This window comes from Desulfoscipio gibsoniae DSM 7213 (genome assembly GCF_000233715.2).
GTDB lineage: Bacteria > Bacillota > Desulfotomaculia > Desulfotomaculales > Desulfallaceae > Sporotomaculum > Sporotomaculum gibsoniae.
The window spans coordinates 4,660,360-4,685,570 of the sequence record NC_021184.1 but is presented as its reverse complement, the minus strand read 5'-3'; the positions used below and the strand labels follow the sequence as shown (position 1 = coordinate 4,685,570).

Here is a 25,211-nt window from a genome sequence, read left to right as displayed (position 1 = left end):
GGTGTTTGTACTGCAACTGCGGCATTTGCTATAATGTAAACAAAGCGAATAACTAACGAAATGGGCCTGTGGGAGGGAAATCATGCAGCATAAGGTTAGTCATGGAGTAATCACCACTGATGCCGGGGGACGAATAGTCATGTGCAGCGATGCGGCCGGGGAATTATTGGGCTTTAGTCATCGCCACGTCACAGGGCGGGTGATTAATGAGATTATGCCGGACTGCGGGCTTACTGATCTAGTGTTATCGGAAAGGGAAACCCGGGAGGAAAGAATTACGATGTCCGGCCGGTCACTGGTAGTGAGTCGCACAATTGTGCAAAACAACGGCCGCCCTGAGGGCTCTATATTCATCTTGCAGGATGTATCAGAGAATGTAAAACAAAAAGATGAAATACAGAGTTTGCGGGAGGCTAAAAACGAGCTGGAGGCCATATTTGATGCCTCATTTGACGAAATATTTGTCATTGACGGCCAGGGCCTGGTTGTGAAAATTAGTAATGCAGGCATACCTTATTATGGGGTGGATACTCAACAGATGATCGGACAAAACGTGCTTGAGCTGGAAAAACAAGGTTTAATTAAACCTTCGGTTGCTCGTTTAGTCTTCGAGAAAAAAGAACGGGTTACCATTACTCAAAAAACCGGTGCCGGCAAGGAATTAATTGTCACGGGCAACCCGGTTTTTGATGAGCAGGGCAATATATTGCGCATAGTGGTCAACTCCAGGGAAGTTTCAGAATTGGCCAGATTGCGCAAACGATTATTCGAGACAGAACAGTTGGCTGATGCGTATCGCAAGCAGGTTATGCAGTTGGAAAGTGATAAAAAAATTAATAAGGAAATTGTTGCCTCCAGCCCGGAAATGATAAAAGTTTTGGATATGGTGGACAAAGTGGCCAGGGTGGACAGCACAGTTTTGATTACAGGTGAGTCTGGAGTGGGTAAAGGTGTAGTGGCCAGCAGAATTCATAAGCTGAGCAGTCGCAATGATGGTCCCTTTGTGTCCATTAATTGCGGGGCCATCCCCGAGAATTTATTGGAATCGGAATTGTTTGGCTATGCTCCGGGTGCCTTTACCGGTGCGCAAAAGGGCGGCAAAAAAGGCTTGATTCAAATTGGTGACGGCGGCACGGTATTCCTGGATGAGGTTGGGGAACTGCCGTTAAACCTCCAGGTCAAGCTGCTGCATGTCATTCAACAGCGTTGTGTGCTGCCGGTTGGCGGCACAGTCCCAATCAATGTAAATGTAAGGTTTATTGCAGCCACCAACCGTAATATAAAAGATATGGTAGCCGAGGGTTCTTTTAGGGAGGATTTGTATTACAGACTTAATGTTATCCCGCTGGATATACCACCGCTGAGGCAGCGCCCCCAGGATATCCTACCGCTGCTTGAGTATTACCTTGATGTAATAAATAAAAAATACGATATGCTGAAAAAACTGCACCCGGAAACTGTGGATATACTACAGCGGTATAGCTGGCCCGGCAATGTTCGGGAAGTGGAAAATATTATAGAAAGGCTGGCGGTAACCTCTGAGCTGGTGGAGATAAAGCCATCTTGCTTGCCTGATTATGTGCTTAATCAAATAAGTAAAAAGGATAATAAAATTTATGTGCCCGACCTGTGTAATATGGAGGAGGCTGTGTATGAGGTTGAAAAACAGCTGATATCAAGGGCCTATAAAACGTATGGCAACACTTATTTAATGGCCGAGGCGTTGGGGATTAATCAATCCACCGTGGTCAGGAAAATGAAAAAGTACCTGTCCATACCCAGGCGTAAGCCCGGTCCCAGTAAAGGTTTGCGTCAATCATAATTTGCAGTGTGCGGGCACTTTTGCCCGCCACTGCCAAAAATTGCGGGACTAAAAAGTCCACATAATAAACCAACGCTGAAGGAAAAGAATAATTAGCGGAGAATCTTTTTTAAGTAAGGCAATTTGCAGGCTTTGATATAGTTTTTTTTCTTAACAAATGAACATATTACCATGATCATAGTCATACATTTTTGGGTAGAGAACTGAGGGTCTGCAGTGACAAGTACATGCCGTCACAATTAAATAAAATTTGACAATATGAGCAAAATAAAATTACAAAAAGTGCAGATCACCCTGGAGGAATACTATCTTTTTTGTAGAAATGTATTCATTAGCGAAAATGTAAAATGCACGACACTAAAATGTATTTCATGCGACATTTTTCGCGAAATGTAAGGCGTGGTAATTGTGGAAGAACCAAAAAACAAGAAAAACGGTGCGCTAACAGCCATAGCTGTGACCACAACCATTGGCACCGAGCTGGCCATTACTACCCTGTTGGGGTTTTATGGCGGTAGGTTGCTGGATGACAAGCTGGGTACCGAACCCTGGTTTTTGGTGGCGGGCGTTTTAGCAGGCGTAGCTGCGGGTATCATGAGCATTGTTAAAACCATGCAGCGTTTTTTTAAATAGCATTCACCGTGTGAGGGGGCGATGAGGTTGCAGAGACCTGCACCCATACGCAATATAGATCAACAGTTAACACGCACTAAAAGATTTATGATCCTGGTTATCATACTGACCTTGCCGGGCTTAATTATTAACCCCGGGGATACATTGATTCTGGGTTTCATTGTGGGCGGTATTTTTGGTATTATCAACTGTATTCTATTGGTAAAAAGAATGAATTCGCTTATGGAATTGATGAAGCAAACGGACATCAATCAAAAAAGGGCCAAGGCATTTATGAGGGCCGGTTTCTACCCCCGCATGGCACTTATAGTAGGTATCATTGCTCTGGCCGGTCGGGTTGATTTTTTGAGCATTTACGGTGTGGGTGCCGGGCTTCTAGTGCCCACTGTTATAACGGTGGTGGATGCCAATTTAGCACTATACCGTTATTATACGGCGCGTGATGCCGTTGATAAAATATAAAGAATAAAATTTATTAGGGAAAGGGGTGAGAGAGAGTTGTCTGCAGCCGCAGGTCACGAAGCAAGTAAAGACATCCTGGCCGTAGTGCACGAGAATTTGAATGTATGGGGGTTCCCCCATGACGCAGTGAATTTCGGGTTCGGAGCCATGAACCTGAAAACCCTGGTCATGACCTGGATAGTTATGGGGCTGATTGTTATTTTCACTGTTGCTGCCACCCGTAACATGCAGTTAAAAAGACCCGGTAAGTTGCAATTAATGGTGGAGGAAATGTTCCAGTTTTTAAGGGGTCTGGCCTATGAAAATTTGGACCCCAAGAAGGGTGCCAGCCTGATGTGCCTTTTGTTTAGTTTATTTCTATTCCTCCTATTTAGTAACCTCTGGGGCCTAATACCCACCATGATGTCGCCCACGGCGGATGTCAATACCACGCTGGGTATGGCGCTGTTTGTGTTTATACTGGTTCAGGTGCTGGGACTGTATTACCGCAAGCTTGGTTATTTCAAGCACTTTTTTGAACCATTTGTATTTTTCCTGCCCATTGTTCTCGTTGAAGAATTGTCCAAGCCTTTAACGCTGGCCTTCCGTCTTTACGGTAATATTTACGCAGGTGAGGTGCTAATTGCGGTGTTACTGGGGCTTATACCCCTGACCGCCACCATTTTCGGCGGGTTCCTGGCGTCGGTGATTTGGCTGTCATTCAGTATTTTCGTTGGCTTTATCCAGGCATTTATTTTTACTATGCTGACCATTGCTTATGTATCCCAGGTAACTGCTGAACATCACTAACCCTAATGTTTTTTAATTAGCTGATATCTCAATTAAAGAATAGAGATATGCCACCATAATTTATGTTTTAAAATTTGGGTGAAAGGAGGGGAAAAGTATGGAATTAGCAGCTGCTGCTGCAATCGGTACTGCTCTGGCCGTGGGTTTGGCTTCTATCGGCGCCGGTATTGGTGACGGTCTTGTAACTGGTAAAACTGTAGAAGCTACTGCCCGTCAGCCTGAACTCAGAGGTAGCCTGATGACCTTAATGTTCATTTCCGTAGGTTTGATCGAGGCGCTGCCCATTATCGCCGTCGTTATCGCGTTCATTTTGATGGGTAAAATGGGCTAAGTCCTATCAAGGCTTAAGGGATGCTGTGGCGAAAGGCGGCATAGCGGGTCTTGGTCTGTACAAGCGCCAAACCTGCTATCGCCTTCCTTTTGTTCACGGACTAGAGGAAGGAGGGTAATTTTTTTTGGATGCCATTGTTCAGGTTTTAAATATCAATAATACATTGGTGGCGCAAGTTTTCAACTTTATCATGTTACTCATCTTCCTTCGCGTTGTTGTATATCCGCATATTGTAAAAATGCTAGAAGACCGGCAAAACTTTATCGCCAATAATGTGGCCGCTGCCGAAGAGGAAAGAAAACAAGCGGAGTTACTGCACAAGCAGTATTTGGATGAATTGCAAAAGGCCAAAAACGAAGCCCAGAGCATCGTTCAAAAAGCCAGTAAAGCCGCTGAAGAACAAGCCCATGAGATCATTGAGGCGGCCAAGGCGGAATCCAACCGTATTAAAGAATCTGCCTTGCAGGATATAAACAGGGAGAAGGAGAAGGCTGTTGCAGAATTGCGCGACCAGGTGGCTACTCTGTCTATTCTGGTGGCCAGCAAAGTTGTTAGCGAAAAAATAACCGCCGACATGCAGCGCGGTATGATTGATGAGTTTATTAAAGAGGCAGGGGATCTGCCATGCTAAGAGGGGCTGTAGCCGGGCGCTATGCCGAAGCGCTTTATGAAATTGCGGTGCGGGAAAATCTTGTAGATCAGCTGGAGTCGGAACTAAAAGCCGTGAACAAGGTAATTAATGAATCCGAGCCACTGAGAAAAGTAATTATCCATCCCCGTATTACTGCCAACGAGAAAAAAGAGGTGCTGGCCAACTTATTTAAAGACCGCATTTCTGAAATCACGATGAATTTTCTCGGCTTCGTAGTGGATCGCCAGCGTGAAGCCTACCTGGCGGATATTACTGAATATTTTACCGGACTGGCCAATAAAGCCCGTAACATCAGCGATGTTCAGGTAACTTCAGCAGTGGAACTTACCAAAGAAGAGAAGAAAAACATGGCTGCCGCTATGGCCAAAAGCACTGGCAAAAAAGTCAGACTTACCTATAACGTTGATAAGAAACTGCTGGGCGGAGTGGTGGTTCGTATCGGTGACAAGGTTATCGATGGTAGCGTGCGCACTCGCTTGCAAACCCTGCGCGAGCACCTCAGACAAATAAGTTAAAAGTGGATAGGGGTGAAACAGTAGATGAATTTGCGACCTGAAGAGATCAGCTCGATCATTCGGCAGCAAATCGAAAAATATAAAGCCGAAATTGAGGTCAGTGACGTTGGCACAGTCATCCAGGTGGGTGACGGTATTGCCAGGGTTTACGGACTGGAAGAATGTATGGCCAGTGAGCTGCTGGAATTTCCCGGCGGTACAATGGGCATGGCGCTGAACCTGGAAGAAGACAATATCGGCTGCGTGCTCATGGGACCCTACACCCACATTAAGGAAGGCGACACTGTTAAGCGTACCGGCCGGATTATCTCCGTGCCCGTAGGCGACGCCTTGATTGGCCGTGTGGTTAACCCGCTGGGTCAGCCAATTGACGGCCTGGGCCCCATCAATAGTGATAAATTCCGCCCGGTTGAGCGTATTGCTCCCGGTGTTATTGAACGTAAATCAGTGCACGAGCCGCTGCAAACCGGTCTTAAAGCTATCGACTCCATGATTCCCATCGGCCGTGGCCAGCGGGAATTGATTCTTGGCGACCGCCAAACCGGTAAAACTGCTGTTGCGGTAGACGCCATTATTAACCAAAAAGGTAAAGATGTTATCTGCATTTACGTTGCTGTAGGTCAAAAGAACTCCACCGTGGCCAACGTGCAGCAGAGGCTCAAGGACACCGGAGCTATGGATTACACTATCATCGTATCCGCCACTGCGTCCGAACCGTCACCGCTTTTGTTTATCGCTCCCTTTGCCGGTGCAGCCATTGGCGAAGAGTTTATGGAGCAGGGCAAGCACGTGCTGATTGTTTACGATGACCTGACCAAGCAGGCTGCCGCTTACCGTGAACTTTCCCTGCTGCTGCGCCGTCCGCCCGGACGTGAAGCTTACCCGGGTGACGTTTTCAACCTGCACTCGCGTTTGCTGGAACGTGCATGTAAGCTGAGTGATGACCTGGGAGCCGGTTCCATGACCGCGCTGCCCATTATTGAAACCCAGGCCGGTGACGTGTCGGCCTATATTCCCACAAACGTTATTTCCATTACCGATGGTCAAATATACCTGGAGCCCGACCTCTTCTACGCCGGTGTACGCCCTGCTGTTAACGTGGGTATCTCGGTATCCCGGGTGGGTGGTGCGGCTCAGATTAAAGCTATGAAACAGGTAGCCGGTACTCTGCGTTTGGACCTGGCCCAGTACCGTGAACTGGCTGCGTTTGCCCAGTTCGGTTCAGACCTGGATAAATCAACCCAGGCTCGTTTAACCCGCGGTGAGCGCATGGTGGAACTGCTCAAGCAAGACCAGTACGTACCTATGGATGTGGAAGATCAAGTTATCTCTATTTTCGCGGCTGCTCGTGGCTTCCTTGATGACCTGCCGGTGGAAAAAGTACTGCCGTTTGAAGCAGGCTTAATTAAGTTTGTTAAGGCCAATAAAGCCGATGTTCGCAAAGAGCTAAGCGAAAAGAAAGAAATCACCAAGGATCTCGAAGAAAAACTAAAAGCTGCAATTAAGGAATTTAAAGGCAGCTTTATCGCTTAAGCACCCGACGAAAGTAATAGCGAGGTGGTGAAAAAGTAGATGGCTAGTTTGCGCGACCTGCGGCGTCGTATTAAGAGTATCAGCAGTACCCAGAAGATTACCAAGGCCATGAAGGCGGTGGCTGCAGCTAAAATGCGGCGCGCCCAGGACAATGTGCTGGCTGCCAGGCCCTTCGCACGGCGGGTGCGAGATGTACTTGGCAGGGTTGGATCCGCTTCCGTAGGAATGAAGCACCCATTACTTGCCGTACGCGAGCCGCAAAAGGTAGCTTATATTGTAGTGACCGCGGACCGCGGCCTGTGCGGAGGCTTTAACGCCAATGTTCTTAAAATGGGCGTTCAGGAGACAAAGAATCGCCAGAACGTTGAAATTATAACTCTTGGTCGTAAAGGTAGGGATTTTTTCCGTAACCGTGGCTACAACATTGCGCAGCAATATGTTGGCATTGGCGATGCTAACCCGAGCCTGACCAATGAAGTTGCCAGGTTTGTCATAGACAAATATACGGCCGAAGAATATGATGAAGTTTATTTGATTTACAGCCAGTTTGTAAACGTGCTGGTACAAAAACCCGTGGTGCAGAAGATTCTGCCAGTTGAACCCCCGGAAGGGGAGGCCGACGAAAAGAAAGTGGATTACATTTTCGAGCCTGATGCGGAAAATATTATGGGCAGCTTATTGCCTATGTATATTCAGAATTCGCTGTTCCAGGCATTGCTGGAAACCAATGCCGGATTCTACAGCGCCCAGATGACGGCTATGGATAATGCCACGAAGAATGCTGCGGACATGATTGAAAGGCTGACGCTTTCCATGAACCGTGCCCGTCAGGCCGCCATTACCACGGAAATATCCGAGATTGTCAGCGGCGCTGCCGCTCTCGAGTAAGCGGGGCGGGGGTTCCGTACGGTAGCCAGTATAAGGAAAGGGGACACATCTTCTAAGGAAGGGTGACACACCCCAATTAAAAAAGGTGATACACCCCTTCGGGGTATGACCCTTAATGGATAATGTCCCCAACTGAAGAATGTCTCCAATTGAAGAATGTCCCCGACAATTGAAGGCAAAGGAGGTACGGAATAGTTAATGGCTAACGTAGGTGAAGTAGTACAGGTCATTGGCGTGGTGGTGGACATCCGTTTCCCGCCCGGCCAGGTACCTGATATTTATAACGCTGTTAAAATAACCAGCGAAAAAGAAGATGTATTCGGCAGAAAAATAAATCTTACCCTTGAAGTTGCCCAGCACTTGGGCAACAATATAGTCCGTTCCGTAGCCATGTCCACCACCGATGGTTTGGTGCGCGGCATGAAAGCTGAAGACCTGGGTAAACCGATCAGTGTTCCTGTGGGTAACCCGGTGCTCGGCCGCATGGTGGACGTGCTTGGCAGGCCCATTGACGGCAAAGGCGATATTAAAAGTGAAGGTGAATACCCCATTCACCGGCCGGCCCCCCCGCTGGTGGAACAGTCCACCAGGACGGAACAGCTGGAAACCGGTATCAAAGTTATCGACCTGATGGTGCCGTTCCTCAAGGGTGGTAAGGTTGGTATGTTCGGTGGTGCCGGTGTGGGCAAAACCGTTATCGTTATGGAGCTTATTAATAACATTGCCAGTCAGCACGGTGGTATCTCGGTGTTTGCCGGCGTGGGTGAGCGTACCCGCGAAGGCAACGACCTTTATAATGAAATGACTGAATCCGGTGTTATGCCGAAAACCACCATGGTGTTCGGCCAGATGAACGAGCCCCCCGGGGTGCGTCTCCGGGTTGCTCTGACCGGTCTGTGCATGGCTGAGTACTTCAGGGACGAGCTGGGCTCCGATACACTGCTGTTCATTGATAACATCTTCCGTTTTACCCAGGCCGGTTCCGAGGTTTCGGCTCTGTTGGGCCGGATGCCTTCCGCCGTGGGTTACCAGCCAACACTGGCCACTGAGATGGGCCAGATGCAGGAGCGGATTACATCAACCAAGCAAGGTTCGGTTACCTCCGTGCAGGCCGTTTACGTGCCCGCCGACGACTTGACCGACCCTGCGCCGGCAACCACATTTGCTCACTTGGACGCCACCGTTGTGCTGTCCCGTCAGATCTCCGAGCTGGGCATTTACCCGGCTGTGGACCCCCTGGACTCCACGTCCAGGATTTTGGACCCCAACGTCATCGGCCAGGAGCACTATGAAACAGCCCGTGGCGTGCAGCTGGTACTGCAGCGTTACAAAGAGCTGCAGGATATCATCGCCATCCTGGGTATGGAAGAATTATCAGACGATGACAAATTGACTGTGGCCCGGGCCAGGAAACTGCAGCGTTTCCTCTCCCAGCCGTTCCACGTGGCGGAAACTTTCACAGGTTATCCCGGTGCATATGTATCACTGAAAGACAGTATCCGTGGATTCCAGGAAATCCTGGACGGTAAACACGATGAGCTGCCTGAGGATGCGTTCTACATGGTAGGCACCATTGAGGAGGCAGTAGCCAAGGCCAAACGTCTGGCAGGAGAAGGTGCATAAGCATGGCGGAAGAAAAACTGCAGCGGTTGGAAATTGTCACACCCCAAAAAAAGACATACAGCCAGGACATCCGTTTTGTGGTACTGCCCGGCACCGAAGGTGAACTGGGTGTTTTACCCGAACACGCGCCGCTGGTCAGTGCCTTAAAAACAGGTCTGGCTCGTGTGCACCATGAAGGAAAAGTATTAAAAATAGCCGTCAGCGGCGGCTTTGCAGAGATACGCAACAACAAGGTAACCGTTTTGGCCAATGCCGCCGAGCGGGAAGACCAAATTGACGTCGAGCGTGCCCAGGCCGCCAAAGAACGAGCCGAACAGCGTCTGTCCGCTGGAGGCCAGGACATCGACGTAATTCGAGCCGAAGCCGCCCTAAAGAGGGCACTCAACCGCCTTAAGGCCGCAGGCCAATAAGGGGTCAGGCTTTAACTTTAATAAACTAACTGTCGTAACGATATATTGCAATAATATATCGTTACGCGTAAATTAACGTGTTTAAGATTAACTTATAAAAAAGCGCTTTGGGAATTCGGTAAATGCCGATTTCCCAAGCGTTTTTTTTTGCCACTTTGGTGCCGGGTGTTGAAAGGTTGAAAGGTTGAAAGTTGAAAGTTGGTACTCAAGCACAGGGGAAGCAAGAGAAGAACCGTACCCCTGCTTCCCCGTTAACACACAAAAATTTGGTATGTGCTATGTATAATTTGGTAACAATAGGGAATAGGGACTTATTGCAATGGAGGGATACGGTGAAAAAGTTGTATATTCGGGGTGGCAGGCCCTTATCCGGTACAGTGCGGGTTAGTGGTTCTAAAAATGCTGTGCTGCCAATCATTGCAGCCTGCCTGCTGTCTACCTCACCGTGTACCCTGGAAGATATTCCGAATCTGGCCGATGTGGATACAATTTGTCTTGTGCTGGAACACCTGGGTGCCCAGGTAAAAAGAGACGGTACGACACTGGTGATTATTCCACCTCAAAAACCAAAAACCGAGGCACCTTATGAGTTTGTAAGACAAATGAGAGCATCGTTTCTGGTAATAGGACCGTTGCTTGCCCGTACCGGTTTAGCGTCCATTTCATTGCCAGGGGGATGTGCCATAGGAAGCAGGCCCGTAGACTTGCATCTGAAAGGCCTGCATATGCTGGGGGCCCGCATTGAGCATGGCTATGGCAGCATTCGTGCCGAAGCTGGAAAGTATGGATTGCGTGGCAACCGCATCTACCTGGACTTTCCCAGCGTGGGGGCAACCGAAAATATCATTATGGCTGCCTCTTTGGCCGAAGGGCAAACGGTAATTGAAAATGCCGCTGAGGAGCCGGAAGTAGTGGATTTAGCTAATTTTATTTGCGCCATGGGGGGCAAAATTAAAGGTGCCGGCACCAAAGTGGTAAAAATTACCGGCGTGCGCGAACTAAAAGGGGTTACCCACACTGTTATACCCGACCGTATTGAGGCAGGTACCTATCTTGTGGCCGGAGCAATCACTGGTGGTAATATTCTTGTGGAAAACGTTATTGCCGATCATGTAAAACCGGTTTTAGCCAAGCTGTTGGAGATGGGCATAGACGTATATGAAGAACAGGACGGGTTACGAGTCATCGGCCGGAAAGATTATAGAGCTGTGGATGTCAAAACTATGCCCTATCCGGGTTTTCCCACCGACATGCAGCCTCAGATGATGGCACTGATGACCTGTGCCAGAGGAACCAGCATCATTACTGAAACTGTGTTTGAAAACAGGTTTATGCACATCAGCGAGCTGAAGCGCATGGGGGCGCGAATCAAAACGGTAGGCCGTAATGCAGTTATACAGGGTCCAGTAGCTTTAAGCGGGGCCTCAGTCAAAGCCACCGACCTGCGGGCCGGAGCGGCCCTGGTACTGGCTGGCCTATGCGCCGAGGGTAACACAGAGGTGAGCAATATTTATCATATCGAGCGAGGTTATGAAAACCTTTTGGGCAAGCTGCAAAGCCTTGGCGCTGATATCTGGGGGCAGGCGTAAAGAAAAGCAAAAGGGGCTGCAAGCCGGGAGGCAGAGAGGAAGCAGGGGGGACGGTTCTAAATTTGGCAATCGGAAGTTTTGCTCAATACTACTATCTTAATTTGGGAAAGCACTATCTAGTTAGAAATAATAAAGTTTTTGATTATAATTAACTGCAAAATTTTTGATTGCCAGAGAAGATGGAAGTTGTTACCTGAAGTTTTTGTTGCAAACTTCTACATTTACTTTACGATTTCCTTCTTCTCTTGCTTCCCCGTCACCCCGCTTCCCCCCAGCTTCCCTAGTTTTAGCCTGACCCCTTTAGGTAATAATTACCTATAAAAGATCATATACTGCTTTATAGTGCTTTTGTGGTGTGCTGGATAAGTATGCATTATATGCGAGAAGGAAGCAGAAAAGCGTTCCATGCTTCCAAGATAGCACAAAGGAAGCAGGAGAACAGTCCCCCTGCTTAATGAGGATGAGGAAGAATGCGCAAGATATTTCTAATAACATTGATATTGGTTCTGCTACTGGCCCTGGGGCTGCCCTGGGTAGTGCAGAAAATAATGGAACCACGGGTGCAGGAAGAGGGTACCATTGTGCGGCTGTACAGGCATGATGCTGACACAGTGGAATTGATGTCACTTGAGGATTATGTTACAGGCGTGGTGGCAGCCGAAATGCCTGCGCTATTCCCTGATGAGGCCTTAAAAGCACAGGCGGTGGCGGCCCGGACATACATTGTCAAGCGTATGGTGGCCGGTGGGGTTATGAATAACTGTCATGAGGGTGCGGACACCTGTGACAATCCCAGTCATGCCCAGGGATGTTTAACCAGGGCAGAGATGAAAGAACGCTGGGGGACGCTAAAATACTATCAATACTATTATAAAATCCGCATGGCCGTGGACGATACAGCAGGAGAAATTATCACTTATCAAGGTCAGCCCATTGACCCGGTGTTTCACGCTGCCTGTGGTGGGCACACTGAAGACGCGGAGGATGTGTGGATGTATTCAGTGCCGTATCTGCGCGGCGTAGCCTGTCCCTATGAAAATAACCCCAATTCAATTCAACAGGTGGCTATAGGACAGGATCAAGTAGCCAAAGCACTGGGTGTGGAATTGCAATCCGTTCCGGTTTCCACTAAACAGGATCAACCTATTAAGGTAGTTGAAAGCACGTCCACCGGTAGACCAAAAACTTTACTGATCAATGACCGGCGTTTATCTGCGTCAGAGATACGTCAAAAATTAGGTCTACGATCCACAAATTTTACCTGGCAGTTTAAAAATGATCAAATCATTTTCGAAACAGTCGGTTATGGCCATGGTGTGGGCATGTGCCAATACGGAGCCAGTGGTCTGGCAGAACACGGCTATGATTACAAGCAAATAATTAATCATTATTATACAGGAGTTCAGATTAATAATATCAACGATTATCGTTAAGCTGTCAATCTCGTATGTATTAAAAATTAAATACAGGCCACAATAAAATTACTAATAAATGATGCTATAAGTCTAAAAGGGGGTATTTTATGTGGCCCTTTGATAAAAGCTTACGTGATCAGAACGCGCTGGAAAAATACAGCCGCTGGCTAAGGCGCTGGTTAATGGGTGGCAACCCGTCACGCATAAAAAGATCTGCTGCTCATCTTATGCAACCTTAGTAATGCTAAAAAGGGCGTTATAACCATAATTCAAACAGGTTATAATGCCTTTATTATGTCAACCTGAAAAACAAAAATCAAAATATTGAAAAAATTTGGCAGGCTAGTATTTAAAGTGTATCCAAATGCAAGAGCATTTCTAACTACCTCCTGCATATACTGTACTAAATGCCCGGGGAGGTAAGGCAATGCAGGAATACATCCAAAAGCGGGTCCTGGAAATATGTACTTACATTTTGGAAACACAAGCCACTGTGCGCCAGGCCGCACAAGTTTTCGGCGTTAGTAAAAGCACCGTACATAAAGATATGACGGAAAGACTTCCTTCACTAAATAAAGAACTTGCCAGGCAAGTAAAAAAAGTATTGGATTACAATAAATCAGAAAGGCACTTGCGCGGTGGTGAGGCTACGCGAAAAAAATATCGGTCAGAGGAAAAACAAAATTAGCATAACTTGGAGGAATTTGTCCCTGTAAGTAGAATTACACTTTGGTATAGGTGTTTGTATTTATTATAAGAATATGATATCACAGCAAAAAGTAATATGGCGGCACATATTAACAATTTTTTGAATGCTTTTTAATTATATAATTCGTTCGAAAGTCGTTGTTCTTGGGTAGTCGCTACCTTTTGCAGTGAAATCATAACGAATAGATGACGCCGGCAATCGGAAAGGGGACAAGTCTAGATGCTCCATTTGGGTGCCGATATCGGTATTGATTTAGGTACAGCCAATATAATCGTATATGTAAAAGGAAAAGGCATCGTGCTGAAAGAACCGTCTGTGGTGGCTATAGATAATTCCTCTGGCAAAGTGATTGCGGTGGGATCGAAAGCAAGGCGCATGCTTGGCCGAACCCCGGGCAACATAGTAGCCATACGCCCGCTGCGCGACGGTGTAATTGCCGATTATAATGTGACCGAAAAAATGTTACGCTACTTTATTGGTAAGGCTAACGGCAATAAATTATTATTTAAGCCCCGTGTTATGGTATGCATACCCTCCGGGGTTACCGGGGTGGAAGAACGGGCCGTTAAGCAGGCTACTATCCAGGCTGGTGCCAGACAGTCCTTTGTGATTGAAGAACCACTGGCCGCTGCGCTGGGTGCCGGTTTGGATATAGCGCAACCGGGCGGTACCATGGTGGTAGATATAGGTGGCGGTACCACCGATGTAGCAGTACTTTCTTTGGGCGGCATTGTAATTAGCCGTTCACTCAGGGTGGGCGGCGATAAATTTGATGAAGCCATTGTCAAATATATACGTAAGGAATTTAACCTGGCCATTGGTGAGCGCACCGGGGAAGAAATTAAAATAGAAATTGCCAACGCCTGCCCTAACGAAACACCGGCTCTGGAAATGCAGGTAAGGGGGCGGGATTTACTGAACGGTCTTCCCAAAGAAATAACTGTAAACAGCCAACAAACCCATAATGCTATTTTTGAGAACTTGTCGCTGGTGGTGAAAACCGTAAAAGAAGTGCTGGAAGAAACGCCTCCGGAGTTAGCCTCGGATATCATGGACAAGGGTATTGTACTTACAGGTGGCGGGGCACTGCTGCAGGGTATTGATAAACTAATCGCTCGTGAAACAGGACTGAACGTTTTAATTGCTGAAGATCCCCTTTCCTGTGTGGCCATAGGTACGGGGCGGGCATTGACTATGCTAAATGTGCTTAACTCTCAGCAAAATGTGCGTTTATTTCGCAGGCCTGTTAAGCGCAGTATAAATGTGGGGTAGTAGCTGCTTTTAATATAAATTATAAAGAAAAAAACAGGTTGCTTTTCTTAATTGAAAAAGCCTGTTTTTTTTTAAAATGGAGATAAAATTTTTCAAACGTATGGAACAAAAATTTTTTTAACAAGTCTATAATACTTAGACAAAAAAATGCTTGCATTATACAATTGGCAAAGTAGCCATAATTAATTAATATTGCTAATTATTTATGGCTTAAATAAACAGGAGATTATATAGCTACTGTCGAAGATGCTGTAAAGTAAAGTAATTAATGGACATAACGACCAGCTTAAAAATACTCCTTGATATGCTAATCAAATTTTTAACGGTGCATATGAGGAGATTTTATTTGCTGCGAGAGGGGGGATGCATATTAAAAAGCGTTGGTCTTTAATTTTGGCGTTTTTCGTTGTAGCAATAAGCATTTGGACCTGGCAGAGTGCAGATAGCCAGGACAAAAACAGCAGACGCGGTGACCGGACTGAAAACCGGGATATTAACGAAGCCGGGGACCGGGATAAAAACCTGGCGATGTTTGCCCTGGAGCTGAATAGATCTCTAACCGGTGCCGAGGAAGCCGAGCTAAAAGACCGGGTTGACTGGCTGGGCAGGCTTGATGGAAAAACACTGCTGGTACGGGCCGGAACGGAACAAAGACAGGCGTTGCAAAAGTTACCGTACATTAAAAATTTAGCTCCCTACTTGCCCGAACAAAAGATACCCGCTGATCTCGGGAATCCCCCGGATGATACCAGGGGTGAAAATGCTAAAGCCGCCTCAACCCCGGATTCTACCCCGGTGGTGGTAACCGTAACCCTTGCGGAATCCGGTGATAAAGCCAGTGTAAAAAAACTAATCGAAAGCCTGGAAGGACGGGTGCTGGACGGCGCCGGCGGAGAGGGACGCTATCTGCGGGTGGAGCTGCCCGCCTCCGCGGTTGACCAACTAGCCGGGTCACCCAGGGTACTGTACATAGAAAAATATAATCAGCCCGAGCTATTGAACGACCGGGCCAGAGATATAGTGGGAGCCAGACCGTTGGCCATACCCAAGTTTGTCACCGGTACAGGCCTTACCGGCGAAGGTCAGACCATCGGCCTGGCCGACAGCGGGCTTGATACCGGCTCCATGGGCAACCTCCATCCCGATCTGGAAAGCGCTGCCGGGGAAAAACCCCGGGTAATTATGCTTAAATCCTGGGCCGGTGTGGAGACCCCCGCTGACGTCAGCGGCCATGGCACCCACATGGCCGGCACTCTGGTGGGTAGCGGTAAGGCATCCGACGGCAAATATACCGGTGTTGCCCCCGGGGCCAGCCTCTACTTTCAGGGTATTGTGGATGAGGATGAAAACACCGCGCCACCTCTGGATCTGCGAGAACTATTTGAACCGGCCTATAATGCTAATGTGCGTATCCATATAAATGGCTGGGGCAAAAAACAAAATACCTATGTCAGCACCACAGCCCAGGTTGATGAATATGTGCGCAGCCGTCCCGATTTTCTGGTGATTTTCGGAGCGGGTAACTCCGGTGCCCGGGAGGGTAGTATCACCGCCGAGGCCAACAGCAAAAACGCCCTGGTGGTGGGTGCATCCATAAGCCCCCGGCCTGCCTTTGAAAACAACATCGGGGATAGTGGGGACGTGGCATCCTTTTCCAGCCGGGGACCCACCGGGGACGGGCGCATTAAACCCGAGCTGGTCGCCCCCGGCACATCGGTTATCTCTCCCGCATCCCGGCTGGTAAAAGGGAACCTTGCCGGCAGGCCCGATTACACTGTTAAGCAGGGCACAAGTATGGCCACGGCGGTGACCGGAGGTGCTGCAGCGCTCTTGCGCCAGTATTTTAAGGAATATGGCGGTAATGCCGACCCGTCGGCAGCCCTGATGAAAGCCACTCTAATCAACGGCGCCAGGCGACTGGAGCAGGAACCGGCGGCAGCCGGATTCGGCCTGCTGGATATCGGCAGCACCATCATGGCCCTACAAAACGGGCTGTACGAGGCGGTGGACGATAATACAGGGCTGACCGGGGGCGACAATATAACCTACGAAAAGGAAATTACCCACCCCGGGGCTCCCTTAAAAGCCACCCTGTCCTGGACTGACCCCGCGGCGGCACCGGGCGCCCGGTCGGCGCTGGTCAACGACCTGGACCTGGAAGTGATCGGTCCGGACGGTAAAAAATATTATGGCAATGATTTCGATTATAAAGGCGCACGGGATACCAGCAACAACGTAGAACAGGTATACATACCCGATCCCGCGCCCGGAACATATAAAATTATAGTGCGTGGCAGTTCCATTCAACAGGACGCTTCCCCTGCCAAAGGGGTAAACCAGGACTATGCACTGGTTTATGGTCAGCCGCTGGCCAGGGAAACCATAACCGGCAGCGACCAGGGTATGGTAACCTTAACCGGCGAAAAACAATTGGCTCTGCCGGAGAATACCACTGCCGCTGTGGATGACCGGCTGCTTTCCCCAAATGATAACCTACCGGCAGGTGCCGAGCTTTACCTGATGGGGCTGCCTGATAAACCCGAACGCGCCTACGCGGTGGGCCGCACCTGGCAGGCCAGCGGTGTCAAGACATTGGTCGAGGATAGCCGGACAATTCTAGTGCGCATTAACCAGGAATACCGGGAAGGCGGTTACGCCATCGATGCCGGTGCAAAGAACGTTCTGAGCATCGGCGGTTACACTCTGGGAGAAGGACAGGTCATCCCACCGGGAGCCGGCGTTACGGCCGGGATCAACCCCCGCACGCAGACGCTCTGGCACGCCGACATTACCGGACGGGAAATCACAGGCGTACTTACCGGCGTTGACCGGGATAACCGCCGGTTAAAACTGCTGGATAAGCAGGAAGACTATGTCCTGGCGGAAGAAGCGGTCATCTCCTTTTCGGATGTCATGGTGGACGGAGATACCGCCGACCTGCCCTTTGGGGCTTCCACCACCGCGGAACTGGAAAAGTTGCTTTCGGGCATGCCGGTGCAAATTACTCTGGGCTCCGACGGTAAGATATATCACCTGGCGGTTAACCGGCATATAGCTGTGGGTCGGGTAGTGTCTGTGCAGCTTGCTTCGAGAACCATCAACCTTTCATCCGGCGGCAGCTATCATATTATGCCGGGTATTAACCTGGATAGGGACCAGAAAAGCATCGGGTTGGAGGATATAAAAGAAGGAGAACTGGCCATATTGGATCTGGTTCCCAACAGCACCGAGGTATTAAACCTAGCTGTTTATTCTGATGTAAGTTATGGTCGGGTTATCTATGCCGAGAAGGATACACTTTACCTGATGGACAATGCCCAGGGGTTCATAAACCTGCGAATTGAACCGGAAAGCCAGGTGTTCCGCTGGGGGATGGCCGCGGGAACTTCCATTTTAACCCCGGGCCAGTGGGTGCGGGTGATTACCGATCCCGTTTCCCGGGAAGTGTGGCGGGTAGATGTTGCCGAGGCGGCGGACAAAATTGCCACAAACCTGGAAAAATACGTTCCTGGCAGCGGTATCAGGATAGCCGGCGGAGAGGTTTACCGGCTGAGTGATGTCTCGGTGGTTACCAAAAATAATTGGCCGGTACAGCCACGGGACCTTGTGCCAGGGGAACCGGTAAAGGTAACCCCCTTGTACGGCCCTGCAGGCGAGCAAATTGTTGCTACGCTGGAGGCTCAAACGCGCCAGGGTATCAAGCCCCCTGAACTTACAATATTATCTACAATACCCTTTGAGGATTTTTCATTGATTAGCGGCCATACAACCGCTTCACGGCTGTATTCCGTGTATCCTGGCGGAATTCGCCAGGAGGTTGAAATTAGTAACTCCGGAGATTTTTACTACCCGGTCAAAGCAGGGGAAGCTGAGAACATCAGTCTGGTAGCCGTGGACAGGGATACCGGCGGAGTGACCGGCTTGCAATTGAGCCTGCCGCGCCTGCAAAAAGGTTTTTCGGATATTGACGGTCACTGGGCCGAGGTGGATATTCGCCAGCTGGTGTCCCGGGGAATGCTTAAGGGATACCCGGACGGCTCTTTTAAGCCCGACCAGGCAGTGAACCGGGTGGAATTCACTGCCCTGGTCACCAGGCTGATCGGGGGTGACGGTTCCACCACGAAACTGCCATTTAAAGATGCGGAGGTCATCCCGCGCTGGGCGCGAAGCGCCGTAGCCCTGGCTTACAGCAGAAATTTGGCCATGGGCTATGAAGATAATACCTTCCGCCCTTATGAACGGATCACCAGGGAGGAAGCGGCGGTACTGCTGGTCCGGATTTACGATACCATAAATGGCGTTCCGGAAGGGCTCCCGGCACCGTTACCATATAATGACCAGGGGGGCATTTCGGCCTGGGCGCTCGAAGACGTGCGCAAGGTCCGGACCTTGGGATTGCTGTCCGGTAAACCAGGTAACCTGTTTACGCCTAAAGACTATATCACCCGGGCCGAAACAGCGGCGGCTCTTAATCACTTGCTGTATAAAATTACTCGGGAAAATAAAGAAGGGCAATAGCTTTTCTATGGTGGAAAAGCTATTGCCCTTCTTTTATTAAATGCTTTTTTGATATAACATGTTTTTTTATTGGTCTATCTTAATTTTCCAGCCATAGGATAATAGTGTCTGTATTGGCTTCCCGGTCCCAAGCCCTCAATTGCGCCTCAATGCCGGCCATCTTCACCTGTAGTTGTTTTAATTCTTCTTCTATTTTGGCAGCTTGCGCTTGGGCCTGTAATGAGCGGTACTGTTCAACCTTTTCGTTGTACCTGCTGTTCAGATCATCCCTTTGCGTATCCGTAGTAACGACCTGCCCCAAGGTTTTAAATTCTCCCTGCAATTGGCTTGACAGGTTACTGTTAACCACTACCTTCAAAGTTTCCTGTCCGCCGCCGGGCGCGCTTTCCGACCCGAGCACTTCATACTGGGCGCCGGAGCTATTGACAAAAGACAAAGCTTGCTTGTGGGCGGCATTTATGTCTTCTACCTTAACCCGTACCAAAGTTCGATCGATAACCCGGTTTTGTTCTGTGTTTAAAAATGCGTACTGCTCTGAGGTATCTATTGGAGCCGGCGTATTATTCCCGGTCTGAGCAGTGCTGGGTGTATTATCGGCGATCCCGGCAGGTTCCCGCTGAGTATTATTTGGCTCCACATCGTTATCCACTTTTTCACCGTCAGGCGGCAGATTGTCTGAAACCTCACGATCTATCTTATTATTAGAGTCAACCGGTATAATCCCCGGCTTCCCCACATTGTTATCTGGATTAGGCTCTTTGAGGTTCACATGCCCTGACCGGGTATCGTCGCCTCTGGCCACATGCCAGGCAATGTTGCCGCCCATTTGCATATAAGCACCGACGGAACCCGCTGCCACCAGCAAAAATGTGGCGGCCACCGCTAAATTGCGCTTCCAGCAAGTTATAAAACGGCCCCAACTGGAGCTCCGGTGTTCAGTTAGCTGGGACATTACTGCTGTGGTAAACCCGGGTGGGGCCTTTATGTCTCCCAGATCATCCCGCAATGTAGTGCCCAGCACTTGCCAGAAGGCCTTTTCGTCCTGGCATTCCTGGCAGTTTTCCACATGAGCTGCAATTAAGGCAGCTTCCGCGGGTTCCATTTCATCGTCCAACCACTGGGGTATCATTTGTTTTACTTGGCTGCAGTCCATTTTTTCCCACCCCCCCGTGTTGTTTCTTATTATAAGGAAGTTTTCTTCCGTATCTGTCAGCCAGTTGGGTAATTTTTTCTTTTAACGATTGACGTCCCCGGTTAATACGGGACTTTACCGTACCCAGGGAACAATTCAGCATATCGGCTATTTCATCATATGAATAGCCCTGCACTTCCCTTAAAACCAGTACGGCTCTATGTTCAGGGGATAACTCCCTTAGTGCGGTTTGCACCATGCCGCGAAATTCCTTGTTTTCATAAGCTTCTTCAGGGCTCTCAGCATCCGAGGCCAGCAGACGGGGCATTTCGCCCTCCGCTGTCTGCACCGGGTTGTCAAGATACACATCCGGTTTCTTTTTGCGTCTTTCATTAATAGAAAGATTCACCGTAATGCGGTGCAGCCAGGTGCCGAAATCCGCCTCGTTGCGGAACCCGGGCAAAGCCCGGTAGGCTTTTATGAAAACATTTTGCGCCAGATCCTGGGCATCGGCGTAATTGCCGGTGAGCTGGTAGCAGAGCGCGTAAATTCTATCCTGATACATGATTACCAGCTGCTCAAATGCCCTGGCATCGCCCTTTTGGGACTTCTTTACCAGGAGCTTTGCATCGTCCAAAGGGACTTACCCCCTTCGGGCCTTTTTGCTCCGGACATTTCTTAGACACATATGTAAAGGGAAAAGTTCCGGGGCCGGGCCTGTATTTTTGGAAAAAAATAAATATTAGTCCATTATAAAATAGTTAACTACATAAATAATTTACAGTATTTTGAGCAAGAATTCAAAGGTTTCTGCTGCCTGTATCTCCTGTTATTTCATTATAATATAGTACGTGTATATGAGGAAGTTTCCATATGTATTATACCGCTGGTCTGTCTGGCAGGAAAAAGAATTTGAAATTTTTTTGCCACACCCGGAACTTTTGGAGCAACCCCTGTGTCTAAAGAAACGGATGCAAACAAAGACGTTCCAAAACAACCATTCCGAAGCAAAAAATCCAGAATGAAAAAAAACTATAAATCGGTGGAACTTTTGCATACAATCATGTGTCTAACAAAACGAGCTGGATGCAAAGACAAGCAGATGAAGGAATATGTAACATTCTTGCAGGATTTTAACGATGGAGATATAATAGTCCATGTGCCTAATTTGTAAGCCTACCAATTAGTGAGTTAGCGGTTGAGCCGCTTCTCTATAGAAACCAGTTAATAAATTAACTAGAACCTATCCAAGGGGGGATGTGAAACTAAAGCTAAGGGTTTCATCTTTTTAGGCCGGAAGGGCCAAATAAACATTTTAAGGAGGGAAATTAGTTTTGCGTAAAGCACGTAACAAAAAGTTTTGCCTTTTAATGGCACTGGTATTTGCTTTCACCATGATATTCCCGTTCACAGCATTTGCGACCGATACTGAAGTGCTGAGTGTTCCATCGGTTAATGATGATGCGAGAGCTTCATTGGGCACAGTATTCTTTGAATTTACAGCTGGTCAGCTGGATGATGGTGATACTGTAACAATCAGCCTGCCGGAAGACTTTCAATTTTTGAAGGCCGGTGAGGGTCAAGACAAAGTTATGGTAAATAATGATTGGAAATCAGTTTCAGACGATGTGTACGGCGAAACCAACGGTAACTATTTCAAGATTCCCGATAGTTACCAAGGTGACACAAACGGTTTAAAAGGTGTAGGCCTTGATATTGATATGCTTGACGAAAACGAAATTAAAGTAACCGTTGATGGTAACGTGAATGATTCCTGGGATTCCTATCTTTACCTGTATCTCGGTAACGTATGGATCGACGGCGGTTTTGACGGCGATATTGACTTAAGGCTTAAAGCTCCCAGCACCAGCGGCTTTAAATCCGGTAACATTACCGTTGGTCGCGTAAGCGGCGGTGCAGTGGATATTGAAGTAACTGATCTGGATACCTTTAGTGATTACGGTGATGTGACCATCCGTGTTGAAGAAGATGTACCCGATTCTTTGGACGATACCAATGAAAGCTTACAGTTCACCCTGCCGGATGGATTTGTCTGGAGCAGTGTGGAATCAGTGAAAGTATACTGGGGCAAAGTTGACGGTTATGCCACCAACGATGCTTTAGCAGACTATTTGGAGGATTCTCTGAAGATTGATGACGATGAATTAACCTTAGACCTGTCTAAAGATTTCGATGAAAGCACACAAGCTATTGCATTTGAAATCAAGGCTAAGATTGAAGTAGATGACGAAACCGATGCTAAGCTTGGTGATGTTATAGCCAAGGTTGACGGAGACAGCGACTATAGCCAGTCTGAAATTATAGTCGGCAGATACGGTCAGTACGAAATCAGCATCACTGCCGGTGAAGCTACTGAAATAGTAGCCGGTATGCTGGAACAAGAACTTCCAGATATCACAATTGAAGAATCTATTAAAGAAAGCTTAATTAAAGGCCGTACTGTAACAATGACCCTGCCCTCCAACTTTAAGTGGAATAAAGTTGACGAAGATACCGATAGTAACACCGGTTTGGAATTCGCTGGCTTCCCGGGCAGAGACGGTCAAACCGCCAAATGGATAGTTAAAGACAATTCAACCGATGCAGCCGAAATAGTTTTGGAAGCAATGGAGGTTGCTATCGAGCCCGGTACCACCGGTGACCTGGTAATTGAAGTAGGCGGCACCGCCGGTATTTCTGAAGAACTGTTAGTAGCCAAAGTAGTTGAGCCGGTAACAATCACCTCTTCTGAAAAACTGTCATTGACAATTGGTAAAGCCGATCAGCCCATTGGCGATCTGACTGTAACTGAAAATGTGGCTGGTGCTCTGAGTGAAGATGATGATCTGCTGCTGCAACTACCTGCAGGTTTCAAGTGGACCAATTATAAGGATATTGAGATTACCGAAGGTGATTTGAAGATTGATACCGGTAGCATCACTCTCGGCAACGACGACAGAGACCTGCTAGTTGAGATTGATAACGATAGTAACACTGCTAGCACCATTAAACTAACTAACCTGGAAGTAACCGTTGACCGGACTGCTCCGGAAGGTGATGTAACAGTAAAAGTTAAAGGTGACGCTGTTAACGAAGTTAACAATGCAAGTGAAGTAGAAGACGCCTATACTATAAAAGATGGCTATGCAGAGGTTGACGGTGAACAATGCTTTGACATTGACAGCAACCATAAACTGTTCCCCGAAACTTCTACCGCAGCCAAAACTATTGCCGCTACCGTAGGAACCCCGGCACCGACTGATCAAAAGCTGGTTACCACCATCACCCTTGGTGACAACGGCAGCTACATCTCCGACGGCCGGATCATGGTTCAACTGCGTGATGCCGCCGGCGCTCTGGGCGTAGCACCGCAGAACATCTTATGGGATAACAGCACCAAGACTGCCACCCTTGTGAAAGGTGACCGTGTTGCACAGATCACCGTTGGCAACCCGCAGGTCAAGCTAAACGGCATGGCCCTCCCCACCGACAAAGGTGCAGAGATTAAAGACGGACGGACCTTCGTATCCCTGTCCATGGCAGGTGTTGCCCTGGGTGCAACTGCAGAATGGGATAACAATACCAAAACTGCTACCATCACAGTTAACTAATTAGCTTATAACCTAAAAAGCCTGGGTCCTCGGATCCAGGCTTTTTTAACATCTTATGTTAAAAATTGTGCAGCCTGCTATAATTGACAAGCTGCGCATATTTAGCTATAATTTAACTGTTAAATAATTAACTTATTTAAATATTCTTAGAGGGTGGTGGAAAGTGAAAAAACTAACCATAATTTTCTTGTCTCTAGCGTTGATGATTTTGGGTACAGCGTCTGCTGCTCTGGCCAAGGAGCCTGCTACTCCCGAGTTAACTTTGGAAGATGTAATTAATATGGCTGTAAAGAATAGTCTGGTTTTAAAAAGCAGCGAGTTGGCCAAAGACCAAGCCTGGGAAGCTAGAAAAGATGCTGCGGACGATGTTAGCTTAAGGCCCAGTGGCGGTGGCGGTGCCGTAAACGTAGCAGCAGAGTCATCATTTACGAAGTTGATGCAATCCAGTACTAATTACCTAACGCAAAGTAAATCATTGCAAGAGGCAGAAAAAAATATTAAATTGGATGCCTATCAAAAATACGCTAACATACTGATTGCCCAGGAAAGCCTTAAATATGCTGAAATAGCATTGGAAAAAGAACAAATGGCCGAGCGCCTGGCTAAAATCAGTGCGCAAGTTGGTATTTTGTCCAATCCCGAACTGGTTGGTGCAGAGTCAACTGCACAAGTTTCTGCCGCCGCTTTACAGGAGGCCAAAGAGAACCTGGACAAGGCTTATGTAGAATTAAATAGTTTGATAGGTTTATGGCCTGAAGACAGGCCGGTACTTCAAGATGATATAAACTTTGAAAAATATACGGTACCTAACATCAATACAGAAGCTAGTAGGGCCGAAACAAGCAGCGAAGCATTATGGAAGCTTGAGCAATTAGTTAGCCTGCAAAAAATGGATCTTAAATATTTTAGTTACGGACCTGGCTCAGGCGCGCTGAATTCCTATAACATTGAGAAATTTGATATAGATATAGCCAAATATAATCTTGATGATGCGCGTAGAGAAGTACGCAATGCTGTTTTTACGTTATATAAGGATATACAGGCTAATGAAGAGCAATACAATAAAGTTGACGCGGCAATAAAGGCGAAGGAAGAAACTTTAAGGGTAGCCAGGGCAAAATACGATGTGGGAATGGCTACAGCTATGGATATAAAAACAGTAGAAGCAGAATTGGCATCCTATCAGACAAACTTAGAGTTGTTAAAGTACCAGCATGCTATACTTATAGCTAATTTCAAGAACCTTACCGGCAAAGCATTAATTTAAAACATTGCTAACTATTAAGTTAATAAATTTATGGGAAAAG

22 protein-coding genes are annotated in these 25,211 nt (G+C 47.9%); 20 read left to right on the top strand and 2 right to left on the bottom strand.

What is annotated here, in order from left to right; all coding sequences use genetic code 11:
* Positions 1-82: 82 nt before the first annotated feature.
* From DESGI_RS21850 to DESGI_RS21775, 17 genes are all read left to right on the top strand, one after another.
* Positions 83-1,822 carry a sigma 54-interacting transcriptional regulator gene (locus DESGI_RS21850; protein WP_006522333.1) on the top strand — a complete coding sequence of 580 codons (1,740 nt, stop codon included), beginning with the start codon at positions 83-85 and terminating at the stop codon, positions 1,820-1,822.
* A 408-nt stretch (positions 1,823-2,230) separates the two neighbouring features.
* The gene (locus DESGI_RS21845; RefSeq protein WP_006522334.1) at positions 2,231-2,455 is read left to right on the top strand and encodes an AtpZ/AtpI family protein; all 225 of its coding nucleotides are present in this window, start codon (positions 2,231-2,233) and stop codon (positions 2,453-2,455) included.
* A gap of 27 nt (positions 2,456-2,482) precedes the next feature.
* Complete coding sequence (locus DESGI_RS21840) at positions 2,483-2,917, top strand: ATP synthase subunit I (RefSeq protein WP_041285041.1); 435 nt, start codon at positions 2,483-2,485, stop codon at positions 2,915-2,917.
* A gap of 36 nt (positions 2,918-2,953) precedes the next feature.
* Positions 2,954-3,706: a F0F1 ATP synthase subunit A gene (atpB, locus tag DESGI_RS21835; protein ID WP_006522336.1), complete on the top strand. Its 753-nt coding sequence runs from the start codon at positions 2,954-2,956 to the stop codon at positions 3,704-3,706.
* Positions 3,707-3,803: 97 nt separating this feature from the next.
* Positions 3,804-4,037, top strand: coding sequence for a F0F1 ATP synthase subunit C (atpE, locus tag DESGI_RS21830; protein WP_006522337.1), 234 nt, complete (start codon positions 3,804-3,806; stop codon positions 4,035-4,037).
* A gap of 124 nt (positions 4,038-4,161) precedes the next feature.
* A complete protein-coding gene (gene atpF / locus DESGI_RS21825) occupies positions 4,162-4,668 on the top strand; it encodes a F0F1 ATP synthase subunit B (RefSeq protein WP_006522338.1) in 507 nt (168 codons plus the stop codon).
* On the top strand, positions 4,662-5,204 hold the full coding sequence (atpH, locus tag DESGI_RS21820; protein WP_006522339.1) for an ATP synthase F1 subunit delta: 543 nt from the start codon (positions 4,662-4,664) through the stop codon (positions 5,202-5,204). Before atpF ends, atpH begins: the two co-directional genes overlap by 7 nt.
* Positions 5,205-5,228: 24 nt before the next feature.
* On the top strand, positions 5,229-6,737 hold the full coding sequence (atpA, locus tag DESGI_RS21815) for a F0F1 ATP synthase subunit alpha (RefSeq protein ID WP_006522340.1): 1,509 nt from the start codon (positions 5,229-5,231) through the stop codon (positions 6,735-6,737).
* A 39-nt stretch (positions 6,738-6,776) separates the two neighbouring features.
* On the top strand, positions 6,777-7,625 hold the full coding sequence (gene atpG, locus DESGI_RS21810) for an ATP synthase F1 subunit gamma (RefSeq protein WP_006522341.1): 849 nt from the start codon (positions 6,777-6,779) through the stop codon (positions 7,623-7,625).
* Between the two features lie 198 nt (positions 7,626-7,823).
* Complete coding sequence (gene atpD / locus DESGI_RS21805; protein ID WP_006522342.1) at positions 7,824-9,248, top strand: F0F1 ATP synthase subunit beta; 1,425 nt, start codon at positions 7,824-7,826, stop codon at positions 9,246-9,248.
* A gap of 2 nt (positions 9,249-9,250) precedes the next feature.
* A complete protein-coding gene (locus tag DESGI_RS21800; protein ID WP_006522343.1) occupies positions 9,251-9,658 on the top strand; it encodes a F0F1 ATP synthase subunit epsilon in 408 nt (135 codons plus the stop codon).
* Between the two features lie 332 nt (positions 9,659-9,990).
* Positions 9,991-11,247 carry a UDP-N-acetylglucosamine 1-carboxyvinyltransferase gene (gene murA / locus DESGI_RS21795; RefSeq protein ID WP_006522344.1) on the top strand — a complete coding sequence of 419 codons (1,257 nt, stop codon included), beginning with the start codon at positions 9,991-9,993 and terminating at the stop codon, positions 11,245-11,247.
* Positions 11,248-11,717: 470 nt separating this feature from the next.
* Entirely contained in the window at positions 11,718-12,680 is a 963-nt protein-coding gene (spoIID, locus tag DESGI_RS21790) for a stage II sporulation protein D (RefSeq protein ID WP_006522345.1), read from the top strand.
* A gap of 89 nt (positions 12,681-12,769) precedes the next feature.
* The gene (locus DESGI_RS26270; RefSeq protein WP_006522346.1) at positions 12,770-12,901 is read left to right on the top strand and encodes a hypothetical protein; all 132 of its coding nucleotides are present in this window, start codon (positions 12,770-12,772) and stop codon (positions 12,899-12,901) included.
* 188 nt (positions 12,902-13,089) lie between these two features.
* Entirely contained in the window at positions 13,090-13,350 is a 261-nt protein-coding gene (gene spoIIID, locus DESGI_RS21785; RefSeq protein ID WP_006522347.1) for a sporulation transcriptional regulator SpoIIID, read from the top strand.
* Between the two features lie 240 nt (positions 13,351-13,590).
* Positions 13,591-14,643, top strand: a complete 1,053-nt coding sequence (locus DESGI_RS21780; protein ID WP_006522348.1) for a rod shape-determining protein — start codon at positions 13,591-13,593, stop codon at positions 14,641-14,643.
* 363 nt (positions 14,644-15,006) lie between these two features.
* Complete coding sequence (locus DESGI_RS21775; RefSeq protein ID WP_006522349.1) at positions 15,007-19,161, top strand: S8 family serine peptidase; 4,155 nt, start codon at positions 15,007-15,009, stop codon at positions 19,159-19,161.
* Between the two features lie 79 nt (positions 19,162-19,240).
* Here DESGI_RS21775 and DESGI_RS21770 read toward each other — a convergent pair whose 3' ends face one another.
* Together DESGI_RS21770 and DESGI_RS21765 are read right to left on the bottom strand one after the other, a co-directional pair.
* Entirely contained in the window at positions 19,241-20,314 is a 1,074-nt protein-coding gene (locus DESGI_RS21770) for a zf-HC2 domain-containing protein (protein WP_006522350.1), read from the bottom strand.
* On the bottom strand, positions 20,265-20,930 hold the full coding sequence (locus DESGI_RS21765; protein WP_006522351.1) for a sigma-70 family RNA polymerase sigma factor: 666 nt from the start codon (positions 20,928-20,930) through the stop codon (positions 20,265-20,267). The genes DESGI_RS21770 and DESGI_RS21765 overlap by 50 nt, the downstream gene beginning before the upstream one ends.
* Before the next feature lie 318 nt (positions 20,931-21,248).
* Between DESGI_RS21765 and DESGI_RS21760 the strand changes: the two genes are divergently transcribed.
* The 3 genes from DESGI_RS21760 to DESGI_RS21750 all read left to right on the top strand — a co-directional run bounded on the left by DESGI_RS21760 (position 21,249) and on the right by DESGI_RS21750 (position 25,171).
* Positions 21,249-21,467: a hypothetical protein gene (locus DESGI_RS21760; protein ID WP_006522352.1), complete on the top strand. Its 219-nt coding sequence runs from the start codon at positions 21,249-21,251 to the stop codon at positions 21,465-21,467.
* Positions 21,468-21,627: 160 nt separating this feature from the next.
* Positions 21,628-23,904 carry a copper amine oxidase N-terminal domain-containing protein gene (locus tag DESGI_RS21755; RefSeq protein WP_006522353.1) on the top strand — a complete coding sequence of 759 codons (2,277 nt, stop codon included), beginning with the start codon at positions 21,628-21,630 and terminating at the stop codon, positions 23,902-23,904.
* 163 nt (positions 23,905-24,067) lie between these two features.
* Entirely contained in the window at positions 24,068-25,171 is a 1,104-nt protein-coding gene (locus tag DESGI_RS21750) for a TolC family protein (protein WP_006522354.1), read from the top strand.
* Positions 25,172-25,211 lie beyond the last annotated feature (40 nt).